Source organism: Paeniglutamicibacter sp. MACA_103, from assembly GCF_045798555.1.
Classification (GTDB): Bacteria; Actinomycetota; Actinomycetes; order Actinomycetales; family Micrococcaceae; genus Paeniglutamicibacter.
The window spans coordinates 48,202-72,269 of record NZ_JBIXLN010000011.1 but is presented as its reverse complement, the minus strand read 5'-3'; the positions used below and the strand labels follow the sequence as shown (position 1 = coordinate 72,269).

The following is a 24,068-nucleotide window of genomic DNA, read 5'->3' as shown; positions in this document are numbered from 1 at the left end:
CACGGCTTTCGGTTTTGTTTCGCGCAGAATAAGGGAAAAATCTTGATAGACCTGATGTTTCCGAAGCATGAAAGCGCTGTAAAACCTGTGCAGGGAGGCGACATCTTCTTGACGGGGGCCAATGCGTTGATGGACTTTTGCGGCGCTCGGCGGGCATTTCAGACCGTGTGAACGGAGTGGGCACGACGCGGTGGCCGGCTGGATGTCCACAGCAATACAGGCCGGCTTGCCGATCATTGAGGGCGCGGCTTCACGGCCCGGGCAGCTGGACCCGGGATGTCTGTCGAGGGGGAGCGGGAAGGGGCTGGAATCGCAGCTTCCAGGAACCGATCGATCGTGTGGCGTGCCCAAGAACGAGCCCGATCCCGGACGCCTTCCGGCGAAGAGGAGCAAGCTCTAACAATCGTGATTCAGTGGAACGGAGGATGCAGGCACCCAGGTCACGCGGTACAGAAGTTCCGGTTCATTCCCAGGAGTCCTTGAACCCCGGCGGCAGGCAGCTGGTGATCTGGGGCGCGTGTGAGTTCAACAGCGCGACCAGGTCAGAGATCCGTTCCGGGGTCATGTAGACGCTGGGGGCCGAGACCGAGATCGAAGCGACCGGCTGGCCGCTGAGATCCGGAATGGGGATGGCCACGCAGATGATGCCGAGCTCGTTTTCCTGGTTGTCCAGCGAGTAACCGCGGTCGCGGACCAGAGTCAGCTCGCGGTCGAAATCCTCAACGGTCTTGATGGAGAAATCGGTGATCGTGGCGGTGGGATCGAAATGGGTCAGCGCCTCCGCTCGCGGCCGCAGCGAGAGGATCATCTTTCCCATCGCGGTGTTTTGGGCGCGCAGCCGGCCGCCGGGCCGTGATGCCATTTCTATGCCGCGAGTTCCGCGCGCCTTGGCGAGATAGAGGACGTCGTCCGCCTCCAGGATTCCCAGGTGCGTGGTGTCGCGGGTGGCCACGGCGATCTCGGCCAGCCTGGACTGGATTTCCTCCGGCAGGTTCAGGCTTTTTTGGGTCTGGGCGCCGAGCTCCATCAGCTTGAGGCCGAGCTTGTAGCGGTTGTCCGGGCCCAAAGAGAGGTAGCGTCCGGCCACCAGCGAAGTCAACATCCGGTGGGTGGAGGAGCGGCTCAGGCCGGCAGCTGCGGCGATCTCGTCGAGCCTGTCGACACCCGCTGCAACGTGGTCCAGCAGATCGAGGCCTCGCTCGAGAGTCTTGGCTCCGGTCGTTTTTTCCATGCCAACAGTCTTACATGACTTGGGGCTTTCCCTGCCGGGCCTCCGGCGGGTGTGACCGGGGTTGCATTTCGGGGTGTGAGGTGGCTTATAGTTGGTTTATTGAAAGTGGGACGTCATCCCGATAATAGGGATGGCACAATTCTTTGGATTGGTGACTATGAACGAGAACAACGGTGTTCCCGCCGGCGGAACAGTGACGGCTGGCCCTCAGCCCGCCGCCACGACTGCCCGGCATGACCAGAAGAACGTCCGCCGGGCCGCTTGGGCAGGCCTGGTCGGCACGGCACTCGAGCAGTACGACTTCGTGATCTACGGGACCGCGTCGGCGATCATCTTCAATACGATCTTCTTCCCCAACGTCAGCCCGGCAGTGGGCATCATCGCCTCCTTCGGCGCCTACGCCGTCGGCTTCGGCGCACGCCCGCTCGGCGGGCTGTTCTTCTCCCGCTACGGCGACCGCCTCGGACGCAAGTGGGTGCTGGTCTGTACCTTGATGCTGATGGGCGTTGCGACCTTCGCGATCGGCCTGCTGCCGACCTACGCACAGGCCGGCGTCTGGGCACCGATCCTGCTGGTGGCCTGCCGCTTCCTCCAGGGCTTCGGCGCCGGAGCCGAACAGGCCGGCGGCGTGGTGCTGCTGACCGAGATCGCCGCCAAGGGCAGGCGCGGCCGCTTCGCCTCGCTGGTCTTCGTCGGTGCCGCGGCGGGTACCGCCATGGGCGCCGTCGTCTGGATGCTGGTGCAGCTGATGCCGAAGGAAGCCCTGCTGTCCTACGGCTGGCGCCTGGTCTTCTTCTCCTCGATCTTCGTCACCATCGCGGCCTGGCTGATCCGCCGCAACCTCAAGGAATCCCCGGTCATGGCGGAGCTCAAGGCCGAGGTCGGCATGGCCGAACGCCAGAAGACCCCCGCCGCCGACGTGTTCAAGAACGGCCGCCGCGGCCTGTTCAGCGTGTTCTTCATGAACGTGGGCGCCAACGCCCACTCCTACATCTTCCAGACCTTCATGGGTTCCTACCTGATCACCTACCTCGCGGTGGATTCGACCTTCATCCCGAAGGTGCTGTTCATCGGCGCCATGTTCGCGTGCATCTCGGCCTGGATCGCCGGCAACCTCTCCGACAAGTTCGGACGCCGCCCGCTCTACCTGAGCATCACCGGCTTCCTGCTGCTCTTCCCGTTCCCCGCCTTCATGCTGCTGAACACCGGCAACCTGTTCTGGATCGGCGTGGTCATCGTGCTCGGCTTCATCTTCGCCGCACAGGGCACCGTGGGCGTGCAGGCAGCCTACTTCCCGGAGCTCTTCGGCTCCCGCTACCGCTACGCCGGCGTGGCCCTGGGACGCGAATTCTCCTCGGTCTTCGGCGGCGGCATCGCCCCGCTGATCTGCTCGGCCCTGGTCACCTGGGCCTCGGGCTCCTGGATTCCCGTGGCCATCTACATGATGTTGATGATGGCCATCACCTTCATCGCCGCACTCAAGGCCCCCGAAACCCGGGACCGCGACCTACTCACGGAAGAAGACGCCCACAAATGAGCATCCGCATCTTGATCACCGACTGCGACCACGACTCGATCGCCGTCGAGCAGGAGGTCGCCGCCGCGGCCGGCGTCGAGCTGGTCCTGGCCCAGTGCCACACCGAGGACGAGGTGATTGCCGCGGCCGCCGACTTCGACGGAATCGTGGTGCAGTACGCACCGATCACCGCACGCGTCATGGACGCACTGCCCAAGCTCAAGGCCATTGGCCGCTACGGCGTGGGCGTTGACACCCTGGACATCGAGGCAGCCACCGCACGCGGAATCGTGGTCTCCAACGTCCCTGACTACGGCACCGAGGACGTCTCGGACCACGCGATCTGCCTGGCCGCCACCCTGGCCCGCGGGATCACCCGCCTGGACCGCGAGCTGCGCGACGGGTCCTTCTCGCTCGAATCGGTCAAGCCGCTGCGCCGCATCCGCGGACGCGTCTTCGGCGTAATCGGCCTGGGCCTGATCGGTGCCGCCACCGGACGCAAGGCCAAGGGCCTGGGCTACCAGGTCATCGGCTCAGACCCTGCCCGCGAAGTCGGCACCACCACCGAAGAAGGCATCGAGGTGCTCACCATGGAGCAGGTGCTCGAGCAGGCGGATGTCATCTCCCTGCACGTGCCACTGAACAGCCACACCCACCACCTGGTCAACGACGCGTTCCTGGCCAAGGCCAAGGACGGCGCGGTGCTCATCAACACCTGCCGTGGCGGGGTTGTCGAATCCGCCGCCGTGGTCCGCGCCCTCCGCAGCGGCAAGCTCTACGGCGCGGGTCTGGACGTCTTTGAGGAAGAACCACTCCCCACGGACTCGGACCTGCTCACCGAGCCCAACGCGGTCCTGACCCCGCACGCGGCCTGGTACTCCGAGGAGTCCTACACCGAACTGAAGTCACGCGCCCTGGGCAACGTCATTGACGTGTGCCAGGGCGAGGAACCACGCAACATCTACAACCCGGCAGCACTCGCTGTTGCCCGCTAGGAGCTCTACCGTGTCCACCAACACGACCCGGGCCGGGGGAGTCTTCGACATCTCCGGCCGAACCGCAGTCATCACGGGAGCATCCCGCGGCATCGGACTGCACATTGCCGCAGGGCTCATGCGCCAGGGGGCCAACGTGATCACCCTGCAGCGCGGCGAGCTCGCCCCCGAGCTGGCCGCACTGGCCAATGAAACCGGGCACACCGCACACGCCATCGCGGTGGACCTCACCGACGAGGCCTCGGTGTCCGCGGCCGCCGAGCAGGCGCTGGCCCTGGGGCAGGTGGACATCCTGGTGAACAACGCAGGAACCCAGATCCGCCACGACGCGGTCGAATTCCCGCTGGCCGACTTCGACACCGTGATGAACGTGAACACCCGTGCGGTGTTCCAGCTCTGCCAGCTCTTCGGCGCGCCGATGCTCGAACGCGGGAACGGCAAGATCATCAACCTCGCCTCGATGCTCACCTTCCAGGGCGGCTTCCGGGTTCCCGCCTATGCCGCCTCCAAGGGTGCGGTGTCGCAGCTGACCAAGGCCCTGTGCAACGAATGGGCAGGACGCGGAGTGAACGTCAACGCCGTGGCCCCGGGCTACATCGCCACCGACATGAACGAGGCGCTGCTGGCCGACGAGGCACGCAACGAGCAGATCCTGGTGCGCATCCCGGCCGGACGCTGGGGCAACCCGGACGACCTGACCGGCGCTGTCCTCTTCCTGGCCAGCGGCGCCGCAGACTACATCCACGGAACAGTTCTTCCGGTGGACGGCGGGTGGCTCTCGCGATGAACACCGAAACGATTCGCACCGCTCCCGGTGCGCTGTTGCAGAAAACCCCGATCGTGGCTGTCTTGCGTGCCAAGCACGCAAGCGAATACGCCCCGGTCATCGACGCGCTTGTCGCAGGAGGCATCACCAGCATCGAGCTGACGCTGAGCACCGCCGGCGTGTTCGAGGAACTTCCGTCCCTCCGCGCCCGCTACGGAGCGAGCGCGGATATCGGTGTCGGCACCATCACCACGGTGGAGGAGGCAGAGGCCGCCATCGCCGGAGGCGCCGGTTTCATTGTCACCCCGATCACCGACACGGCGATCGTCCGCGCGGCGGTCAAGGCGAACATTCCCGTCTACCCGGGCGGAATGACCCCCACCGAGCTCTTCGCGGGATGGAAGGCCGGGGCCACCGCGGTCAAGGTGTTCCCCGCATCCCAGGTGGGCCCCGGGTTCCTCAAGGACCTGCGCGGACCGTTCCCGGACATCCAGGCGGTTCCCTCGGGCGGGGTAGGCGTTGCCGAGGCCGTGGAATGGATCCGTGCCGGGGCGCTGGCCGTCAGCGTGGGCGGGCCACTGCTGGGTGACGCGTTCAAGGGCGGGGACCTGGACGAGCTCACGGCCCGGGCCAAGGCCCTGGTCAACGCCGTGGCCGAGGCCAGGGACGAGGAAAAGGCATGAGTCAGGACAAGCACACCGACGTGGTGACCCTGGGGGAGACCATGGCGCTGATGCGCGGCACCAGTGCCGGTCCGCTGGCCCACGCCTCCACCCTGGGGTTGGGCATGGGCGGCTCCGAATCGAACTTCGCCATCGCACTGCGCCGACTGGGAACGTCCGTGTCCTGGATCGGGCGGCTGGGGGCGGACAGCCTCGGAGACCTGGTGCAGCGCGAGATCCGGGCCGAGGACGTGAACACCGTGGTGGTCCGCGACGAGTCAGCCCCCACGGGTCTGATGATCAAGGAACGCCGCACCGAAGCGCACCAGAAGGTCTGGTACTATCGCGCCGGTTCCGCCGGTTCGAAGCTGTGCGCAGCCGACCTTCCGGTTTCGCTGATCTCGCGTGCCCGGTTGCTACACCTAACCGGGATCACCCCGGCACTCTCGACACAAGCCGCAGGTGCGGTGGACGCCGCCATCCAGATGGCACACGCCGCCGGGGTGCTGGTGTCCTTCGACCTGAACTACCGCGCCGCGCTGTGGAGCGAGGAAGAAGCGGGGGCGGCCTACCGCGCCATCCTGCCCAAGGTCGACGTGGTCATTGCCGGGGACGAGGAAGCAGCCATCGCCGTGGGGCCGAGCGAGGACCCCATGGAGCTGGCCCGCCGGATCGCCGCGTTGGGCCCGCGCCAGGTCATCATCAAGCTCGGCAGTGCTGGCTGCGCGGCGCTGATTGACGGCAACGAGTTCCGGTTGGACGCCGTGAAGGTCCCGGTCCTTGACACCGTCGGCGCAGGTGACGCATTTGTCGCCGGATACATTGCCGAGTTGTTGAACGGCCTGGATCCGCACCAGCGGCTGGAAACCGCCGTTCGCACCGGTGCCTTTGCCTGCATGGTCCCGGGCGACTGGGAGGGCATGCCGCGACGCGACGAGCTCGGGCTGCTCGAGCACACCGAACCGGTGGCCCGCTAAGAAGCCCCCGATAGGGCTAGCAGGCAAGACCAGACAGACAAAAACCAAGGAGTTATAGTGAAAGCAGTAGTTGTGCACGGGCCCAAGGACCTGTGCGTTGAAGAGGTCCCGGAATCCCCGGTTGGTCCCGGGGAAGTGGCCGTGGATATCGCCTACGGCGGGATCTGCGGGTCCGATCTGCACTATTGGCAGCATGGCCGCAATGGTTCCTTCGAGGTCAAGGAACCGCTGGTCCTGGGCCACGAGGTGGTCGGGCGCGTGCGTGAGCTGGGAGACGGCGTCACGGGATGGAGCGTCGGGGACGCCGTGGCGATCCACCCGGCAACGCCGTGCCCCGAGCTCGGGGCAAAGCCAATGGGCATGCACCTGATCCAGGGCGGCACCTATCTGGGAAGCGCGAGCACCACGCCGCACACCCAGGGAGGTCTGGTCGAGGTGCTGCACGTCCAAGCGCAACAGCTGCGCCGATTGCCCCAAGGCCTGGACCTGCGAACAGCCGCGTTGGCCGAGCCGCTGGCAATTGCCCTGCACGGGATCGACCGGGCAGCGGGCCGCATCGAGGGATCGCGCTGCTTCGTCAGCGGGGCGGGGCCGATTGGGCTGCTGGCCGCGGCGGTGTTGAAGTTGCGCGGCGCGGCATCGGTGGCGATTTCCGATCTGCAGCAGCGTGCGCTGGATGTGGCTAGTTCAATGGGCGTCGAAGAGACTTTCAACGTCCTGCAAGGCGAAGGTCCTGAATCTCTCGGCTACGACGTGAGCGTGGAAGCGGCAGGAGCTGCCGCGAGCCTGCAGACGGTGCTGGATGCGACTCGTCGTGGCGGAACGGTCGTGCAGCTGGGGATATTGCCCAAGGACAAGGTGCCGATCTCGCTCTCGGAACTCGGTCTGCGCGAGCTGACAGTGTTTGGCTCGCAGCGTTTCGAGACCGAGTTGGATGAAGCAGTGGAGCTGCTGGCCAAACACCCTTTCCTGGCGCAGGTCATCAGCCATGACTTCCCGCTGGCCGAAGCCGAGGCTGCTTTCGCCATGGCACTGGATTCGGCCGCGTCCTCGAAGGTCTTGATTAGGGTTGGTGAATTCGAGGCATAAATTCCGAAGACGTTCGTTCGCACGGGCGCGACGTGGAAGTTTTTGGGATTTGGGCAGACCCGAGGTGAGGGTCTCCCACGTTCCGCAGCATGCCGTAGTCCAGAACTGTTTCGATCGCGGATTTACTATCTGTGCGAAGTGTCAAATTCTCCGGGGGATGTTGGCGCGAACATCGGCCGCCTGGACGTCATCGAGCACCCACCGCTGGTATTTCGGGTGCTCTGGGTATTTCTTGCGAAGATAATCCCGGACTACCTTTCCAGGTCGTTGCTCGCTCGTGTAGCCAAGTTCTCGGGCAAGTTCGACAGGTTCATATGTAGACATTTAATGAGTATAGGACGTGACCTTGTCACGACGGGGTGAATGCCGGTATTGGCCACCTGAAAATCGATCCCACTCCGTACCAGGGTCCAACTCACCGCGTCTATGATCGCGGGGCTGGTCAAACTTTGTGTCTTCCAATTCGTTGCTTGGCGGGCTTGAACGGCATTGGTGGCCCGCGGTACTTGCCGCGGGACGCTATGGCGAGCGCCTGAACTCTGTGTTCTTCATTCGAAGTATGAAGCCAAGCCACAGAGCCAACCAGAAAAAGTTAAGGTGTGGAGTTTGGAATAACCGCACCTGAGGATGTTGGCGGCGCAAGTTAGTCTTGAGTTGTGAAAGCTGAGTCGCAGTCTCTGAAACGTATTTTCCAAGGTTCAGTGCGGTACGAGGTCCCGCTCTACCAGCGTCCCTATGTTTGGCAACATCGTGAAGAAGATCCGGAAAACGATCGGATTGGCCCTTTCTGGGATGACGTGAAACAGACTGTGGACCGCCTCGTGGACCACCGTCGACTTGAGCAGCAAGCAGGTGATCCTTCAAAAGTGGCGCCGATGACGCCGCACTTTTTTGGTGCTGTTGTGATCGGGGAACCCTCCACAGGCAAGGGCGGAGTTGTGGCACAGGAAGTCATCGATGGCCAGCAGCGGTTAACTACTTCCCAGTTGCTCTTGTCAGCGGCCACAGCCGTTTGCGCAACATGGGACAAACCCAAACATGCATCCCGGCTCCGCAAACTCTGGACGCAGGACGACGACGTCGAAGTTGATGAAGAAGACGTTTTCAAGCTCAGGCCCACAAGACATGACCGTGACGTTTTTACCGAAACTATGCAGGCCAACGAGCATGAGTCAGAATCCCAGGCGTTGGTCTGGAAAGCACGTGAATTCTTCGAACGAAGCCTTCAGGACTGGGCTTCCGAACTTCCCGCAGATCGGCTCGATGAGTACTTCGATGGCCTACGAGACACTTTGTATGAGCAACTTCTGTTTGTCGTAATAGAACTCCAACCAGGAGATAATCCGCAAGGTATTTTCGAGTCCCTCAATGCGCAAGGTGAACGACTGCTTGCCATTGACCTGGTCAAAAACCACGTGTTCCGCAGTGCAAAAACGTTTGGCCTCGATCTGGATAAGCTCGACCGTGAAGTATGGCAGGCCACCTTCGGGGAACCCTGGTGGCGTGAAAAAACCAAGCAGGGGCGCTACCTGAGGCCTCGGGCGGAGTTGTTCCTCATGCATTGGCTAACGGAACGGACGAACTCGGAAATCTCCGCAACGGGTCTCTTCGTTGAATTCAGCCGCCTCTTCGGGAACCATGCGGATAGCAAAGAAGGTGTTAAAGCGTTCATTGATGACTTGGTCTCTGACGCCGGGATTTACCGCAATTTCCACGACCTGGAAGAAGGAACTAGGGAACGGCTGTTCTTCTCCCGGAGAGAAGTCCTGGATATTGGGGTTATTTATCCTGTAGCTCTGCGGGTGTGGCGCAGCGTACAGCAGGGGCAGATTTCCCAGATACGCCTCCATGACGCTCTTGCGGCATTGGAATCATGGTTGGTTCGACGGATGACGCTCAGGTTAACCACCAAGAACTACAACAGGATCATGCTTGAACTGCTGAAAAGCACGGATGGGGCAGCAGACCCTGTCGGTTCCATCATCGGGCACCTGAAATCCTTTGACGAAGACACCGCCAGTGGATGGTGGCCAACGGACGAAGCTTTCCGATACCACCTGCTCAATCGGGACCTGTACAAATGGCTGCCCCAAGCGCGCGTGCGTATGCTCCTCAAAGCAGTGGAGGCGGGCCTTTTCTCGTCCAAGACGGAGAAGTTAGTTCTACCCTCGAGACTGTCCATCGAACACATCATCCCGCAGACCTGGATGAAAACTTGGCCCCTACCGTCTCCCTCCAGTGCAGAAGCTGAAGACAGTAGAAAGACCCACCTCCACCGCATCGGTAACCTGACCCTAGTAACCTCCAACTTGAATCCCGCATTGGGCAACGACCCGTGGGAGTTCAAACGAAAGGAACTCGCAAAGCACAGTGCTCTGCGGCTCAACGCGCACTTAGTGAGCGACCATCCTTTGGTCTTCGACGAATCAACTATTGATGAGAGAAGCTCTTCCATGGCCGACTTGATCATCTCGGAATGGCCTGGACCACAGGCGAGTGAATAGCGAGCGCCACCTACGCTGCCGTTCGGCAGGAGAGTAGGAATCGCGGGGTGATCGAGGGCTGGGAGGCAACCGGTGATTTCGGCTGGGGTAAACGAAAATTGCGTACCCCAAGATTGAGGTAGGCCAAGAAGTACCCAGGTGGCTGTATCTGCCAGTGGAAACCTACTTACTTGCCTCCAAGGCCCCTTGGCTTGAATTGGAAGCGGATTCGCTCGGATCTTCTTGGAAGGGCCACTCGTCGCGCTTCATGAACCCCAGGACGACAGGAGGCAAGCCCAAGGCAGCGGTTAGCTGCGTGATCGACTGCCTGACATACGGATAGGCGATGAAATAAGCATTTGTCTCAATGAAAGCCCCAATCGCGGCTTCGCTGGTCTCAAGCTCCTGCAGAACTTTGAACGCCACAATGTGATGGAGGTGCAAGGTGGTTGCAGAGTCTGGTTCAGCTTCAGTAAAGCAGCTCACCTTATGCTCAAGGCGAACCATCAGTACGTTGCTTTCTTCAATATAGGCAAAACCGGGGTCTCCACGCTCCAGCTTGACCTGCATTTCATTTGCCGCTGCCTGCACAGGACCTGCGTGTACCTCGTCCAACCGGACCTCAATGGGTTCCGTTGATCCTATGATCATCGCTACGTCAGAAGCAGCGACAGGCGTATCCTTCTCTCCCGTACGAATTCGCAGCAAGGTCACAATTTCTCCGATTCAATCTAAGTTCTTGGGGCGGCCGCCCCCACGAGCTCACGGAAGTTGACCGCGAACTCTTGGGCACGGCCGCCCGCTGAAACGCGAGCTGCCGGCTGAACCACTTGGAAAATGGGCTTTTGCACATTTGGAAATTTCGGCATAGTTTGATGCCACTGAACCGTTGTGTGGTCCGGATTGCGCATGATGCAGTTCTCTATATGAGTCATGAGCTCCAGGCTGGGCAGTTCCTGGTCCATGTCCAGAGCCCGTGCTTCTTCCAGCCATTGAACAACCTCTGCCCAAACCCATACCTTCATGGAACCTGCGCCTATGTAGTCAAAGGGAGTCGGGAAGTCAGCGGAAAGGCTCCACTTGCGTGCACCCTCGCGGCTAACGCCAACGCGTAAAGCAACGTCCGTAGTGCCTACAAGGTCGCGATGAACGCCAATAATTTTCAGGCCAGGTATTGCTGCTTCTACGCGGCGTACGATGCCTACGGTTTCGGTTACTGCATCTTCGCGCTCAACGAAGACAGTCAAGGTAGTCAGGCCGTCGACTTTATCCCACGATGTGTCTGGAAAATGTTCGGCAATGACCGCGTCTACGGAAGCATCTGAAATGTCCGTACCTTGGACGCGAAGTGTCACCTCAATCATGTGTGAACCCCCTACTTGTCGTGTATTGACTATTGCATATGGGGTTGGCAGTTGCCAACTCTTGTAGGTAACTTTGCGGCATCTTTTTGCGGCCGTCTTACTGGCTTGAAAGGCGGGCTTTGAGAGCCCGCGCCCGATTCCTCAGGTCAGTTGCTTGTTCATGGAGGAAGACCACACGCTCATGACCCTCAGGTAGGTCTCGGAGGGCTAGTGTCGCTTCCCGGATTTGGGATGCCGCGTCTCCGACGAGGCTACTCGCGCCTGCTGAGATAACACTGGGCGGCATGTCATCCAGTGCTTCCGTGGCGCGGTCCAGTTCTTGAGCGGCGGTGTCGAACGTCGCTTCGGCTTGCGTCAGGTTATCTTCAGCGAGACCGAGCATCTCCAGCGCTTCTTTCATCCTGCTTTCTGCTGCAGACCGAGACATCAGCTGCTCGGCGGCGGAGAGTAGTCTTTCCGCGCTATCGAGCCACTCTTCGACCTGGTCCAAAGGTTCAGTAATGTTGCGATGCTGACAGCTGCGAATGACACGTCTTTTGGTCCGTGCAACGTTTTCCGTGGAGCGGCCAGTGGAGTAGACAGGGAACTCATGTACCCCTCCAGGGCACATGAGATTCAAACCGCCATGGTTTGTGTTCTTCACGCTGGTCCAGCCGAATTTTCTGGCCAAGTCGAGGGTTATTTGCCACTCCTTGTTTTGGTGTGACCACTCGTCACTCAACAGAATCCCCACATTCCCCAGCCTAGCCCGATCATCTTCTTCATCAATTTTGGCACATGGGGCGGACATTTTCCTGATCGCACGCCGCCTGCCGCCCTTCGGGCTTCATCTTTGATCCCCTAATTCACCTCGCGGTGATCACCCTGTGAGCACGCACCACACGACACGGCCCGACATGAGATGACCTGTTGCCCTCCATGCTTCCGTTGTTTCCCACTGATTGCCAGACGGGATGACGTGGCGTGCACCAGTTGATCACATACGTGAAATCACTGTAAATCAACTGGCAACGCTTGCACTTGTCCCAATCCAGTATTTGCCACCGAATGAACAAAGTCCGGGCTCAAATCCATAAGATCTGATCACAGGCACAGGCTTTTTGCGCCCGCAGCGCTTTGGCGCGAGTGGTGCCGACATTGGGGCTCGGACGACGAGGGTCTCCGCTCCGCCAGGCTCGTTAGAGACCGCCTCTAGAACGAGAATAGAAACTGAAGGCAGTGGGGAAACCACGCCATGACCACCCGACACCAGCAGGAACCGGACAGCCCGATCCCGAAGATGCACCCAGCCGGAACCGCCCGGACCAGGGCCAGGGGCCGCGCACCAACCGATCGGCACGCCGGACGTTCACCACCGAGTTCAAGCACGCGATCGTGTACGAATGCGATGCTGCCTCGAACGGAACCAAAGGATCGATCCTGCGCCGCGAACGGCTCTACGGCTCACGTATCCAGGAATGGCGCGCAGCCGTCAAAACCGGGGTCTTCGAGAAGAAATCGGCGGCGCCCTGCGGCCGACCGAAGAACTCCGCCGAGCAGTCCGAGATCGCCCAGCTGGCCAAGGCGCTGGCCGCCGAACGGGCCGCCTACGAACGCACCCGCGGATAACTGGCGTCCTCGGACGCCGTCCTAAACGTCTTGGGAAAAGGAGTCGCGTTCTTGAAATCAATCTCATCGCAGAACGCTCCCTCGCCCGCACCTGCTACTGAAGGTCGCCGGTCCTGGCGGGGAACGCCGCCGGCCTGCCACCCACCACCGAGGGAGATCCCCGAGCTGATAGCAACCTAACCATGCGTTGTTCCTTACTGGATAAATGGGGCATTGAGTGTGGCGATGATATCGGTGCTGCTCGCCGACATGGCAAAGCATCTAGTGTCTAGGCCGAACCTGAAGCAGGCCAGTGTGCAACTGGTGCTGGGCTCGGCCACGCCAACCCACGATCCAAAGGAAGGAAGTGCCGCGAAACTGGACTTGTTTCCACCTGAAGGAGCCTGGCAGGACGTTATTCAAGGCTTTCCGCCAAAATGCGCTCCGAGTTGACAACCCCGCGACTGAGGTACAACCGCTTTGGTGAAATTCTGGGTTGATTTCACTGGGGACAAATCTTCGGTCGGTGGCGACAGTGTCTACCTGGAGCCAAATGGTTTGGGCAACTTCGGTGTGTCTGCATTGCTGACCAAATCGATTCCTGAGCCGAGGTACATGCGCAACGAAAACACAATGGGCGTGCCGAATTGCGGGAGAGCGCATCGTCGTGGACTTTGCGACATCGAGTCAATTGCCGTGATCCCCCTTAGCACCATTAACAACCGGACGGGGGAGCCTTCATTGAGCTGTTCGATCTCAACGGGCTGCCTCATTTCGTTGCCTTTCGCCGCCGAGACTTCAAAGTAAACGGATCCTGACTCTGCCGAGTATGCAGCTAGAATGACTTGGCCGCGCCAATACAAATCGATGGAAAATACCGATGACTTCTAGCCAGCCAGGCCTCTTTGAGGTGCAGTTGGATGCCGAACTAGTGCCGCAACGGCTCGACGAGATGCTGATCAGTGAGGAACAGATCGCATGGCTTCGTCGTGCGTTTGACGAAGCCCAGATTAGCGACATGTCCGAACGGCGGGAGCTTATACAAGGCTGCATGATTCGTCCGATTGAAACCATTCGCCAGCTTTACGCTCGCGAGTTCAATGTGGTCATGCGCCGAATTGCAAGCTCAGGGAAATCAGACGCGCCCATGACGGGCTCCACGTGGGACAACCGAGAAGAAGATACCTGGATCGACAAGTTGTAAGCGGCAGCCAGAGGCGCATTACATCCAAGCGTGCCTATGAATTGCACACTTTGCTGTCGCCGTATTGCTCAACTTATGGGGTCAGGCAGCCGAACCATAGCTGTCTCTGCCGCATATCTGGCTCCTTCTGCGTCAGCCAGACGCTGCGCCATCGTACGGGTTGCGAGCTCCAGGGGCAGCGCAGCCGAGAACTTCAAGCCGGCGACAGCTTCAGGTGGAATGTAGGGCACGGTTTCGGCGGTCACCGCCTCGACGCGCTGGGCGAAATCTGTCCCGACGAGTAGGTCGAGGTATTCGTTTTTCGGTTGAGGGGCGTCCACGCCCAATGCTGCTGCCAACGTAGCGTTCGCTTTCAGTCCGGCCCATGTCCACCAGCGCAAAGTCTCGTCGCTGCGCTGGTGGATGATCGCGCCTCGCCTGCTGACTTTATTCGAGTGTTCCTCGCGCAAGAGATCCAAAACGTCCGGAACCCTTTTGGAGACCGTCACCCCGGGCACGGCGCCGAGCAGGATTTCGCGTTGCGCCTGGCAAAGAGCATAGGACCAAGCGATCGCCCCGGAATGCCATCGTGCTCGACCCTTGAGCTGGACTTCGGTGACATGAACGGTGAACCTGTCCCAGTCGACGTCGTCGATCTGCCAGCCACGACCGGCAAGAACCAATAGCTGGTTCTCACGGGACTCCTTGGACGGAATGACGAGGGGCGAGACGAACCCGACCTCTTTCTGCCCGGTCAGCACCCGCAGCTCGGGCTCGGCGATGAACGAGCTCAACAGTTCCATGAAGTGCCGCCGCCCAAACACCTTCTCAGCACTGGGTCCGATCATGAATCGGCCTGAATCTTCGACAAGGAATTCCTGCTCTCGCAGGTACGCCAGGATCTCGGCCCCATCGTCCATCAGAGAAAGATCCCGCCACCAACGTTGCCAGGCGGAGGCGGCGAGGAACCCCTCCTGCAAAGCAACGGCGAGTAGCTGCTGGGCTGCCAGATGCCGCGGATGAGGCGGGGCCACGACATCCTCAACGAATCCACGCTCCCACAGCAGCAGGACTGCAGCAGCCTCCAGCAAGGCCTGTCCGCTGGTCGTGAGGAACAAGGTGTTCCGCCGGGTGCCGGGCCTTCGTCCGGTCCGGCCAAGCCTTTGCAGGAAGGACGATACGGTGCGGGGCGCATCGATCTGGATGACTCGATCGAGGTCGCCGATGTCGACGCCTAGCTCCAGGGTTGAGGTTGCCACGATGACGGTGTTCTGGCCCTCGGCAAATGCCTGCTCGCTTAACCGCCGTTCATCGGAGGACAGCGAGGAATGAGAGACGAAGGTTTCTATACCGAGCTCACGCAAGGAGAACGTCAGGAGCTCTGCCGTCTTGCGGGACTCGCAGAAAACCAAGCGTTTTTCCCCGCGATGGAGGCGAGAGATCACGAGCGCTGCATTTTCCAGCGACCCGACGTAGTCCAGGGTGACTTCGGCGTCGAGCAGGTTTTCCGGGGTGCCGTCCCGCACCACTTTAAGCTCACGCCGATCCGGAGTGGACCCTTGCAGCCAGCGGCCGACGGTTTCGGGATTGCCGACCGTGGCCGAAAGGCCGATGCGCTGGATCGGCCGGCCACCGATTCGCTCGATGCGCTCCATTACGCCTAGCAAATGCCAACCTCGGTCCCCGGCGGCAAAGGAGTGCAACTCGTCGACAATCATTGCCCTCACGCTTCCAAGGAACCTCCCGTGGTCCACGTTGCGGGAGACCAGCATGGCTTCCAGGGATTCCGGAGTGGTTAGCAGCACGTCCGGGCGATCGGAGAGCATACGCTTGCGGGCGCTTTGCCCCACGTCACCGTGCCACAACCCCACCGTCCGTCCAAGCCAGGAGGCGTACGTTGTCACCCGGGGGTGCAGGTTGTTGAGCAGTGCACGCAGCGGAGTCACATACAGTACTGAGGTCCCGGTCCAGTTCTCCTGTTCCATTTGCGTGAGCAAGGGGAACAATGCGGCTTCGGTCTTGCCACCGGCCGTGGGAGCGACCAGCACGCAATCCGCGGAGGAACGCACCGGGGAAATGGAGGCTTTCTGCAGTGGACGCAGGGCCGGCCACTGCAGTGTGTTGACCAAGTGGTATTCGATGGTCGGATGGAGACTATCCTCCGTACTCACAGACTGGCATCCAGGTCGAGATCGATGTCCAGGTCGATGTCATCGATGGTGTCCGCCTGCCGCCGATCACCGAGTGCGCGGGCGTCCGCCTCTGCGACATCCATTTCACTGCTTGCGATGGTTAGCTGGTAGTGACGGCGTGGGTCGAAGTCGGGGAACTGGTCAACACGGTCGAGTACGTCGGCGATGAGCTTCTTGAGGAACAAGCGCGGGGCCACCCCTGCCTTGCCGCCGAGTTCCCCGCTGACGGCTTCTGCCAGGATCTGTACGTAGGAATCATCTACGAGCGAGGTGATCCGCTCCGGGTTCTGCGCTCCGGAAGCGTAGATGTCGCGGACCCTCAACCCCAGTTCGATCAAGGCTTCGCCGGTGAACCCCTGGAGACGGATCTGCACCGCCCGGGGGTTGTCCCAGCGAGGGTCGCCGAAGTCGGTCTGCAGCCGTTGTGCCAGTGGGGCCAAACGCTGTACGCCTTGCTGGCCGTCGAAGAACGCGGGAGTGCCGGTGACTAAAAGGTACAAACCGGGGAACCGGCCGGCATCAATCTCATCCATGAGCTGTCGCAATCCGTTGAGCGCTTTTTCCCGGACATCGGACCGCACGCGTTGGAGGGTCTCGACCTCGTCAAGCACAAGCACAAGTCCGGAATAATCGGAATCGCGCAGCACGGTCAGCAGTCCTTGCAGGAAGCTCAAAGCGCCCACCGCATCCAAGTCCCCCCTGACCCCGGCTTCACGCTTTGCTTGGGCAGCCACTTGCGGTTGCCCGCCGAGCCAGGCCAAGACGCCTTCGGCGTCGGCGCGGTTGCCTTCTTGGGTGAGCCGACGATAGCCTCGCAGTGCCTGGGCGAACATCGGGGCGCCTTGGGACACCTTGGCAAGACGCTGTTCAAGCAGCTTGTCTATTTGTTCATCGATGGTCTCGGATGTCTCGTCGCCGGATGCTGCTATCGACTTGTCCAGTAGGTAGAACCACCCGTCGATGATGTCCCGGAATGCGCCCTTGTTGGTCGTCGGTGTTTCAAGGTCTTCAACGATGCGCCTGTAAACCTTTTCCAGTTTATGCAGGGGTGCTTCGGTCTCGGAGACTTGAATCTCAACGGTCGCGAACCCTTTCTTCTTGGCGGATTCGGTCAGCCAGCGGGAGAAGAAGGTCTTGCCGGACCCGTATTCACCGCGCAGCGCCTTGAAGTGGGCGCTGCCTTGGCTGACGGCGTCAAGCTCGTCGTCCAAGGCCGCCGAGAACCGGTCCAGGCCCACTGCCATAACGTCCAGGCCGCGTTGGGGGACCGTACCGCGGCGCAGGGCGTCGATGATGTCGCGGCGGCGACGTGGACTGACCTGTGGGGTGTTCAACGTTCTCCTTCGTGGGTCCTTTAGAGGGCGAACTGTTCAAGCAACAGCGGCTTGTCCAGTCGGATTGTGCCATCGGCGTCGGTTTCGATGACGGCGTACCCATCAACGTTGAGCATACGGCGAATCGTCGCGAGGACCTGGGACATCGCTCCAGCCTGGACACCAAGCGCGACAGCGACGGTGTTTTGGTGGGCTCGGTCGTTGTGGGCGAGCAACACCCGCAGGGCTGCGGAGACCAACTCATCAGCACCCTCCGCGGCTTTTTTTGCCATGGCCTTTTGTTCCGCATAGATCGGAGAAGCAAGCAAGCTATCAATCAGGTCCGGAGCCGGCACCGCGCCGTCGTTGGAACCTGGTTCGTTTTGAATGACCTTTTCGATTTCGAAAAGCCCGTCACTGCGATCGGTGGACGGAGCGAATTGGATGTCGGCGGCCGGCGTGCGTTTGCGTTTCCTTGTGTCTGTCGACGTTGTTCGTTCCGCTATGGATTCTTCGAGTGTAGAGGTGCGTTCGTTCCACCAGAGCGGCTGTTGCAGGGGAGCGATGCTCCAACCGGGGGCTCCTTCGTGAATGGTTGCCGCTTGCAGGACGATAACAGGAACCGTGATTTCGGCCAGCGAGGCACCTCCGTGGTAACCGGCAGCCCGCGGCCCGTAGTGGGTGTCATCGGCCCACAACAGCACGGCTTCCGACGATCCATCGGCACTGACCCGCGGACCTGATACCAGGATCTCGCCGTCCTTCACCGGTCCGGAATCCGCAGGCCGCCACCGGGATCCGCTCCCGGTCGAGGAGATCTGCTGGGTCTCTCGTTCGACGACATGTCCGTGGTCTGAGGTCAGCACAATGGTGCGACCGGCCGCCACGGCGGCCCTGAGCAGTGCGGTCATCGGTGCCAGCGAATCGATGCCCCACTTCTGCGCGGACATGTCGTTTCTGTGTGTGGCATCGTCGATGGCGTTGATGACAACCCCGACAACTGGAACCTTACCTACCTCAGCCTGAATGGCTTCGAGCACCCCCTGGGACAGTGCTGCCCCGGCCGGAGCACGCAGGTCATTCTTGTGGAACAGCGTGGATCCCGGGAAAGCAATGTTGAGCTGACGTGCCTCGGTTCTGGCATCACCAAGCATGATGCGTCCGCCCCACAGGCTCGCACGCGAGACCTCGGTCAGGGATGGCAGCGCGGCAGCTACCGCGAGGCGCTGCTGGGTGGCGGTGGGAACCCACTCCATCAACCCGACCTGCGTGGTATCGGCCACGATCTGGTGCGCGATCGCGGCACTCATTCCATCAAGGACCACCAGTAGGGTGCCGCCGGTGTCCTTGCGGTTCTTCCACGGGGCAACGACGGCGCGCAAAACATCTTCGATCCCCATGACGTCTCTGCAGACGTCGTCGATGGATTTCTCGGCGTTCCACGGCTGGACCTGGTCGATCCGCTGGGCGGCGATACGGTCCCTTTGCTTTCGCCGGGCCCTGACTTTTTCCGCCAGACGCTTGTAAGCGTCGCTGACTAGGGGATCGTGGGATCCTGCCCAGATGTTCCCCATTGCATCATCGACCCAGGACCCGTCGCTCATTTGGAGGGACAGATCCTGGGATAGTGAGTTGGTTGAGGGTTCGGGGGTTTCAAGCCAGCGCGCGAGCCGCACGGCCATGCGGGGGGCGTCGGAGGAAGCAGGGCCTTCGCGGTGTTGCAGCACGGCTGTGAGGGCTTCTTCGTAGGCGGTGCCGCGGTCAAGAGCCACGGCTAGGGCGCGGAGACGGTGCAGGAGCCCTGTATGAAGCACGAGGGAGCGTTCGGCGCCGGCGGCCCAGCCGATGTCATCGAGCAGGGCGGTGGCCTGCATGAGTGGCATACCGAGTGTTCCGTCGTTGCCGCGGTCCGCATCCAGGCGCAGAATGAGGGTGCGTGCCATACGGGCGACAGCACGTGCCTCGCCGGGTTCGATGCTCTTGCCGCCGAGATATTTTTCAACCCGTACCCGAGCGGCTACTTGCTCCGGGACCGGAGCATCATCATCGGCGGGCCACAAGACATCTAGTGCGAGGGCGACAGGGAGCGGGCCGATATGTTCGTTGTGCTGGGCCACGCGAAGGGCAAAAGCAGCAGTTGGACCCAGATCCATTCCGGCCCAGCGGATCAGGTTTTCCCGGAGTTTTGGATCGACACCGGACCAGGAGGCCCGGACTTCATGTTTGTCCAGTTGGGTCAGCAGCATGGCCTGGTCGACCTCGGTGGACATGCCAAAACCTAGTACATGGGCGAGTAACCCACCCAGCGCATGTTTTGCTGTGACGGCCATCTGTTGGGAGGATGCCCATCCTCCGACCGGTGCATGGTCAAGGAGCGCGGTCGCAGCCCACTTGTGGGCACGCAGATCGCGGGAAACCTCACTGGCACCAGGGAAGAGACCAGGGACTGCTCCCCACTCCTCGGGGATCTGCACGTCTTGCCCATACGCGAGGGTCAAAATCGTGTCACCCAGGTCGCTTCTGGGCCGATCCGTCAGGATGACTGCCTTTTCACCGTGTTCCAAGCGCACGATCGATTCAAGGATGCCGATGTGGGAAATCCCTGCGATAACCCGGACCTTTTGACCGCTGACCGTGAGCACGCTGTCGTGGTTCCACTCGGGGCGGGCGCGCAGGACCATGATTTGTTCTCGTGTGGGGGAGGCGAGCAGACTGAGTGCCTTTTGCGCCACCAGTGCTTTTGAAGCCAGCGGGATGCGGTTCGTATTCACTGCCATCTCCACGTGACCGTCAAGGTCTTGCCATCGACAGGTTTCAGGAACTCGCTGGCTAGCTGGCTGCCGAGATCATTGATGTCCGCGGCCTTCGCCAGTGCCATGCTATGAGCGGCCTTACGTTCTTCGTCTTCACGTCTCTTACGTTCTTCGTCTTCACGTCTCTTACGTTCTTCATCTTCACGTTTTCGTCGCTCTTCGTGTTCGCGTTCCCGTGCTTCTGCTTCCTTCTTGACGCGGTCCAGCTCGGCTTCGAGTTCCCTGCGCTTGCGGCCTTCCTCAGCAGCCTTCCGTTCCGCCTCCTCACGCGCCTCCTCACGCGCCTTCTTATCGGCGTCCTCATCCGGATCCGCACCTCCTCTGCCAGGTTTTGACAGGAGCGTGGTCGCAGCGGACGCCGCTTGTGTCAGGGCGTTTTGAAGGGGTGCGGACAGCTGATCGCGGGCTGCAACCTCCTGAAGCTCTGCCAATGAGGCTGAGCCCTCGATGCCAAGAGTGGAAAGCTTGTCGATAAGCTGCCAGTTGGCCCCCTGGATGCGGCCTGCTACTTCCGCTGCGGTTTCCAGGCTGATCCTCAAGGCGGGGATGCTCCCGGAGATATCGAATTGGGCCAGCAACTCCAGCAGGGCGAGGTCATCTCGTTCTCCAACGAGCTCATTGACCAGCTCGGCTCCACTTTGTGCGGTGGACATACGGGGACTGTCATCGCCCAACCCCAGGGTCGACTGGTGATCCGTCAATTCCTTGACGAGCTTTCCTGCACCAGGGGCCAAGGCGGTGGCTCGTGCCTTGATTTCCTGTGCCACGCGGGCCACAACGGAGCTGAGGAATGCATGCTCATTCTTGGCCACGGAAAACACTTCGCGGGCGCGATCCAGTGCGGTGGCCCATTGGGCGGCATCAGGTAGTGGAGGTTCGCGCAATACAACCTCTGCAGTCAATCTGATGGGGCCGCCAAGGGTGAGTGGAGGCAGCACGTTCCCCTGACGCACCAGCTGCCGGTCTGAAAGCTCCGCCCATGCCAGGATCAGGAGATCTTCGGCATCATCGGTCAGCCCGAACTCCGATAGTGCGGTGCGCAGTGAGGCCACCGTGGGGTCGGTGATGGAGGCTTTGAGAAATTGATCGTTCCAACGGAAAGTCGAAGGAGCCAGGTAGTAGGTGGACTCCTTCAGGGTGCCGATACCGTAGCCGTTGATGACGCGGCGCACCTTGGACAAAGTAGCTTTGTCCACGTTTTCAATGCGCCCGCCGGTCGGCATGGCAGTACGGACGAGTTCCAGCACTGCGGTTAGTTCACCGCGGCGTACTTCGGTCTCAGAGTTCTCGATTTTCGGATGCTGAGGGAAACGGGCATCCAGCGCCGAAGCCAAGACGTCCTTGATAACCACGTCAAACGTGGCGGCAGCCGGGTTGGTTGGTTCGAAATCCGGTGCGAGGGTACGGAATGTGTGCCATCCGGGTTTGCTGGATGAGACATGCGCGTCGGTGGGGGACTCAAGTCCGTAGGCTTGTTTGAGCGCGGTGAGAAGTTGTGCCCTGAGGCTATCGCGCTGGCTGGTTAGCTGCCGACGTGCCGGCTCCCGATCCGCGACCGCAAGAGAACTCGCATGCTTGTCGAACATGCTGCCGTTTAGCAGGTACTCAAGCTGAACCAGCAAGCCGAGGTCTTTGACGCGCGAGGCGGTGAGGAATTGAGGCATCCAGGCGATGGTGTCGGTTTCCTCCCCGTCCTCCCGCAGCGTTTGCAAACGTACAACGTCGTCCTGGGGGCTTTTATTGTCATCGTCGAAAGGGTAATCGATGATGAGCCTCCACCGGCCTTCTTGGGCGCGAATGGATTCAACCTTGAGGTTCTCGGTATCGCGCAGGTTGCCGAAGACGATGTCCACATCGCGCTTCTGCCCGCGCCAGGTGTGTTGCAGCGTGTAATCGCCACCCGATATGGACGGGTCCTTGCCGGCTTTGATTTGTTCCGCGAGCATGCGTCGCACCAGTGATATGCGATTTGCGGGGCGGTCTTCCATGACGACCTGTCCCAGGATGGAATCGACATCGACACCGGTAAGCGTCAGGGTGATGACGGGATCCGTCACACCTTGGGCGATGGAAATTTCCCCGAATTCAGCGGCCCACTCCGAGACCATGCTCACTACCGTGTGGGCTTCGAACCCTGCGATCATCGCCTTGACGGAACCAAAGTTCAATGCAGCAAGTTTGGAAGCGGTCAGGTTCTTCAGGGACGGGGCATTGGGTACCAACGCGGCGATCAGCAGGGTCTTGGCTAGGCGGTCTTCGCGTCTGAAGGCGGAGTCGCGGCCCTGCTCCGTGGCCTGGGGCTCGCCTAGGTGGTGTTTGGCGAGCAGATAGGGGCGCATCTTTTGGATGTAGAAGTCGCGGGCGGCGGCGAACATCGGTTTGAGATCGGAATCCAGGGGTCCCTTGGTGTCTTCGAGAACCACGAGGTCGAAGATGTCACCGGCCTGGATGACGTCGCTGACGGTGAGGTTGTCGTACCCGCGGGCGAGCAGTTCACTCATGATCTTTAGCGCCGTGCGGGAACGCTGCATGACATTTGACAGGGCGATCATCGCATCGATGAGTGCCGGCGCGAACGGGAATACCTGCTCGAACGCCACCCCATCGGATTTGGCCCCATCCAATAAAAGGTGCTGTTGGGCCAGCGGATGGGTGCTGATCTGCTGGTAGGCGGCTTTCAAGGCGGCCGTGCCATCAGGGCCGGTGGCCTGCAACAGTCGTTTGTGCACGATCTGCGGCAGCGAGGTTGCCGGCAGGGTGATCGGGGTGAAGCGAGACTCCCAGTGCTTGAAGTTATCGTCGACTGCGACCTTTTCGGCACCGACACCCGTGTCGCCGAGGAAGTCCTTGAGGTTGCGTTGCCTGGCCACAAAGCTGATGAGTGGCAGGTCAAGGTGTGCCGCGCCGGTTTCAACGAGCTTGGTGACCTTGGAGGTTTCGGTGGCGATGAACTCGCTGTTGCGCAGGTGGTTGGAGAGCCACAGCACCAGTTCATCGAGGAACAGGACCATGCCGTCGTACCCGAGAGCCTTGGCATGCCGGGTCATGGCCTGCAGCCCTTCGGTCATGCCAAGCCAGGTGCCGGTGTTTTCCGCTGAGGGGAAATGGTGTTTGATCAGCTGCGCCACCAGGTGATCGCGCGCCGGGTCTCCGGCAGGTTTGATCCGTGCGGCGTCGTATTCGGCCGCGTTCATGTGTTGTGGGGCGAAGGAACCCCATCCCGGTGATGCTTCGCCGCCGAGGCCCAGCATCGGCTCGAAGAATTTTTCATCCCCCATGCGATCACGCAGCTGGTCGGCGTTCTCGAGCAAGCTGTCGGAGCGGTGCAACACTGGGACCGGGGCGTCGGGGTGCTTTGCCTTGATGGTCTTCAAGTACCCGGAGAACAGTGCGTCTTCAAAGCTTGTGGCGCCAATGAGGTGGTAGTCGACTGCCAGGAAGTTCTTCGACAACAAGTCCTGGTATTTGCCCACAACACCTGCGAGACCCGGGATGCTGCGCGCGGCCGCGTCGCCTGTCAGCAGCAGGTGCATCATGGCCATGAAGTGGGATTTGCCGGATCCGAAGGACCCGTGGACAAACGCGCCCTTGGAACGGTTCTGACCATTAACCGCGGCGGAAACCATCGAGAGGCCCTCATCGAACTGGGTCGCGATGTCATCGGTGACCACATAGTCGCGCACCATTTGTGCCGAGGCCTCACCGATGCGGTTGATTTGCAGCACGAAATCGTCGTCATGGACCTCGGGCTGGATATGGATAGCGTCCCGCAGGAGCATCTGGAGGTTCGTCACCGTTGATTCCTTCGTCAAGTCTTACTGGGGTGCCATCGGGCGCCCCAGCTATAAGTTAGGGTGTGGCCCTGGTCAAGGTACTAACAGGGCCACACATGGCCGG

The 24,068-nt window shown here is 61.0% G+C and carries 17 protein-coding genes; 9 read left to right on the top strand and 8 right to left on the bottom strand.

Features of this window, described 5'->3' with window-relative positions:
* Window positions 1-463: 463 nt before the first annotated feature.
* The gene (locus ACIPVK_RS07275; RefSeq protein WP_407611295.1) at window positions 464-1,231 is read right to left on the bottom strand and encodes an IclR family transcriptional regulator; all 768 of its coding nucleotides are present in this window, start codon (window positions 1,229-1,231) and stop codon (window positions 464-466) included.
* A 157-nt stretch (window positions 1,232-1,388) separates the two neighbouring features.
* Between ACIPVK_RS07275 and ACIPVK_RS07270 the strand changes: the two genes are divergently transcribed.
* From ACIPVK_RS07270 to ACIPVK_RS07240, 7 genes are all read left to right on the top strand, one after another.
* Window positions 1,389-2,768 carry an MFS transporter gene (locus ACIPVK_RS07270; protein WP_407611294.1) on the top strand — a complete coding sequence of 460 codons (1,380 nt, stop codon included), beginning with the start codon at window positions 1,389-1,391 and terminating at the stop codon, window positions 2,766-2,768.
* Entirely contained in the window at window positions 2,765-3,742 is a 978-nt protein-coding gene (locus ACIPVK_RS07265) for a C-terminal binding protein (RefSeq protein ID WP_407611293.1), read from the top strand. The genes ACIPVK_RS07270 and ACIPVK_RS07265 overlap by 4 nt, the downstream gene beginning before the upstream one ends.
* Window positions 3,743-3,752: 10 nt before the next feature.
* A complete protein-coding gene (locus ACIPVK_RS07260) occupies window positions 3,753-4,529 on the top strand; it encodes a glucose 1-dehydrogenase (protein ID WP_407611292.1) in 777 nt (258 codons plus the stop codon).
* Complete coding sequence (locus ACIPVK_RS07255; RefSeq protein ID WP_407611291.1) at window positions 4,526-5,191, top strand: bifunctional 4-hydroxy-2-oxoglutarate aldolase/2-dehydro-3-deoxy-phosphogluconate aldolase; 666 nt, start codon at window positions 4,526-4,528, stop codon at window positions 5,189-5,191. The genes ACIPVK_RS07260 and ACIPVK_RS07255 overlap by 4 nt, the downstream gene beginning before the upstream one ends.
* Window positions 5,188-6,147, top strand: coding sequence for a sugar kinase (locus ACIPVK_RS07250; RefSeq protein ID WP_407611290.1), 960 nt, complete (start codon window positions 5,188-5,190; stop codon window positions 6,145-6,147). The genes ACIPVK_RS07255 and ACIPVK_RS07250 overlap by 4 nt, the downstream gene beginning before the upstream one ends.
* Before the next feature lie 57 nt (window positions 6,148-6,204).
* Window positions 6,205-7,236 (top strand): L-idonate 5-dehydrogenase, encoded by a 1,032-nt coding sequence (locus ACIPVK_RS07245; protein ID WP_407611289.1) that lies wholly within the window; start codon window positions 6,205-6,207, stop codon window positions 7,234-7,236.
* Between the two features lie 656 nt (window positions 7,237-7,892).
* Window positions 7,893-9,740: a DUF262 domain-containing protein gene (locus ACIPVK_RS07240; protein ID WP_407611288.1), complete on the top strand. Its 1,848-nt coding sequence runs from the start codon at window positions 7,893-7,895 to the stop codon at window positions 9,738-9,740.
* A 162-nt stretch (window positions 9,741-9,902) separates the two neighbouring features.
* Here ACIPVK_RS07240 and ACIPVK_RS07235 read toward each other — a convergent pair whose 3' ends face one another.
* The 3 genes from ACIPVK_RS07235 to ACIPVK_RS07225 form a co-directional block, all read right to left on the bottom strand.
* Window positions 9,903-10,433, bottom strand: coding sequence for a hypothetical protein (locus ACIPVK_RS07235; RefSeq protein ID WP_407611287.1), 531 nt, complete (start codon window positions 10,431-10,433; stop codon window positions 9,903-9,905).
* A gap of 17 nt (window positions 10,434-10,450) precedes the next feature.
* Window positions 10,451-11,083 (bottom strand): helix-turn-helix transcriptional regulator, encoded by a 633-nt coding sequence (locus ACIPVK_RS07230; RefSeq protein ID WP_407611286.1) that lies wholly within the window; start codon window positions 11,081-11,083, stop codon window positions 10,451-10,453.
* A 97-nt stretch (window positions 11,084-11,180) separates the two neighbouring features.
* Window positions 11,181-11,816: a hypothetical protein gene (locus ACIPVK_RS07225; protein WP_407611285.1), complete on the bottom strand. Its 636-nt coding sequence runs from the start codon at window positions 11,814-11,816 to the stop codon at window positions 11,181-11,183.
* Window positions 11,817-12,301: 485 nt separating this feature from the next.
* Between ACIPVK_RS07225 and ACIPVK_RS07220 the strand changes: the two genes are divergently transcribed.
* Together ACIPVK_RS07220 and ACIPVK_RS07215 are read left to right on the top strand one after the other, a co-directional pair.
* Entirely contained in the window at window positions 12,302-12,691 is a 390-nt protein-coding gene (locus ACIPVK_RS07220) for a hypothetical protein (RefSeq protein WP_407611284.1), read from the top strand.
* Window positions 12,692-13,550: 859 nt separating this feature from the next.
* Window positions 13,551-13,874, top strand: coding sequence for a hypothetical protein (locus ACIPVK_RS07215; RefSeq protein WP_407611283.1), 324 nt, complete (start codon window positions 13,551-13,553; stop codon window positions 13,872-13,874).
* A 68-nt stretch (window positions 13,875-13,942) separates the two neighbouring features.
* Here ACIPVK_RS07215 and ACIPVK_RS07210 read toward each other — a convergent pair whose 3' ends face one another.
* The 4 genes from ACIPVK_RS07210 to ACIPVK_RS07195 are packed head-to-tail and all read right to left on the bottom strand — an operon-like array spanning window position 13,943 to window position 23,965.
* Window positions 13,943-15,982, bottom strand: coding sequence for a DEAD/DEAH box helicase (locus tag ACIPVK_RS07210; protein WP_407611282.1), 2,040 nt, complete (start codon window positions 15,980-15,982; stop codon window positions 13,943-13,945).
* A 38-nt stretch (window positions 15,983-16,020) separates the two neighbouring features.
* A complete protein-coding gene (gene brxD / locus ACIPVK_RS07205) occupies window positions 16,021-17,379 on the bottom strand; it encodes a BREX system ATP-binding protein BrxD (RefSeq protein WP_407611281.1) in 1,359 nt (452 codons plus the stop codon).
* Between the two features lie 20 nt (window positions 17,380-17,399).
* The gene (gene pglZ / locus ACIPVK_RS07200) at window positions 17,400-20,129 is read right to left on the bottom strand and encodes a BREX-2 system phosphatase PglZ (protein ID WP_407611280.1); all 2,730 of its coding nucleotides are present in this window, start codon (window positions 20,127-20,129) and stop codon (window positions 17,400-17,402) included.
* The gene (locus tag ACIPVK_RS07195) at window positions 20,126-23,965 is read right to left on the bottom strand and encodes a DUF6079 family protein (protein ID WP_407611279.1); all 3,840 of its coding nucleotides are present in this window, start codon (window positions 23,963-23,965) and stop codon (window positions 20,126-20,128) included. Before ACIPVK_RS07195 ends, pglZ begins: the two co-directional genes overlap by 4 nt.
* Between the last annotated feature and the right edge of the window lie 103 nt (window positions 23,966-24,068).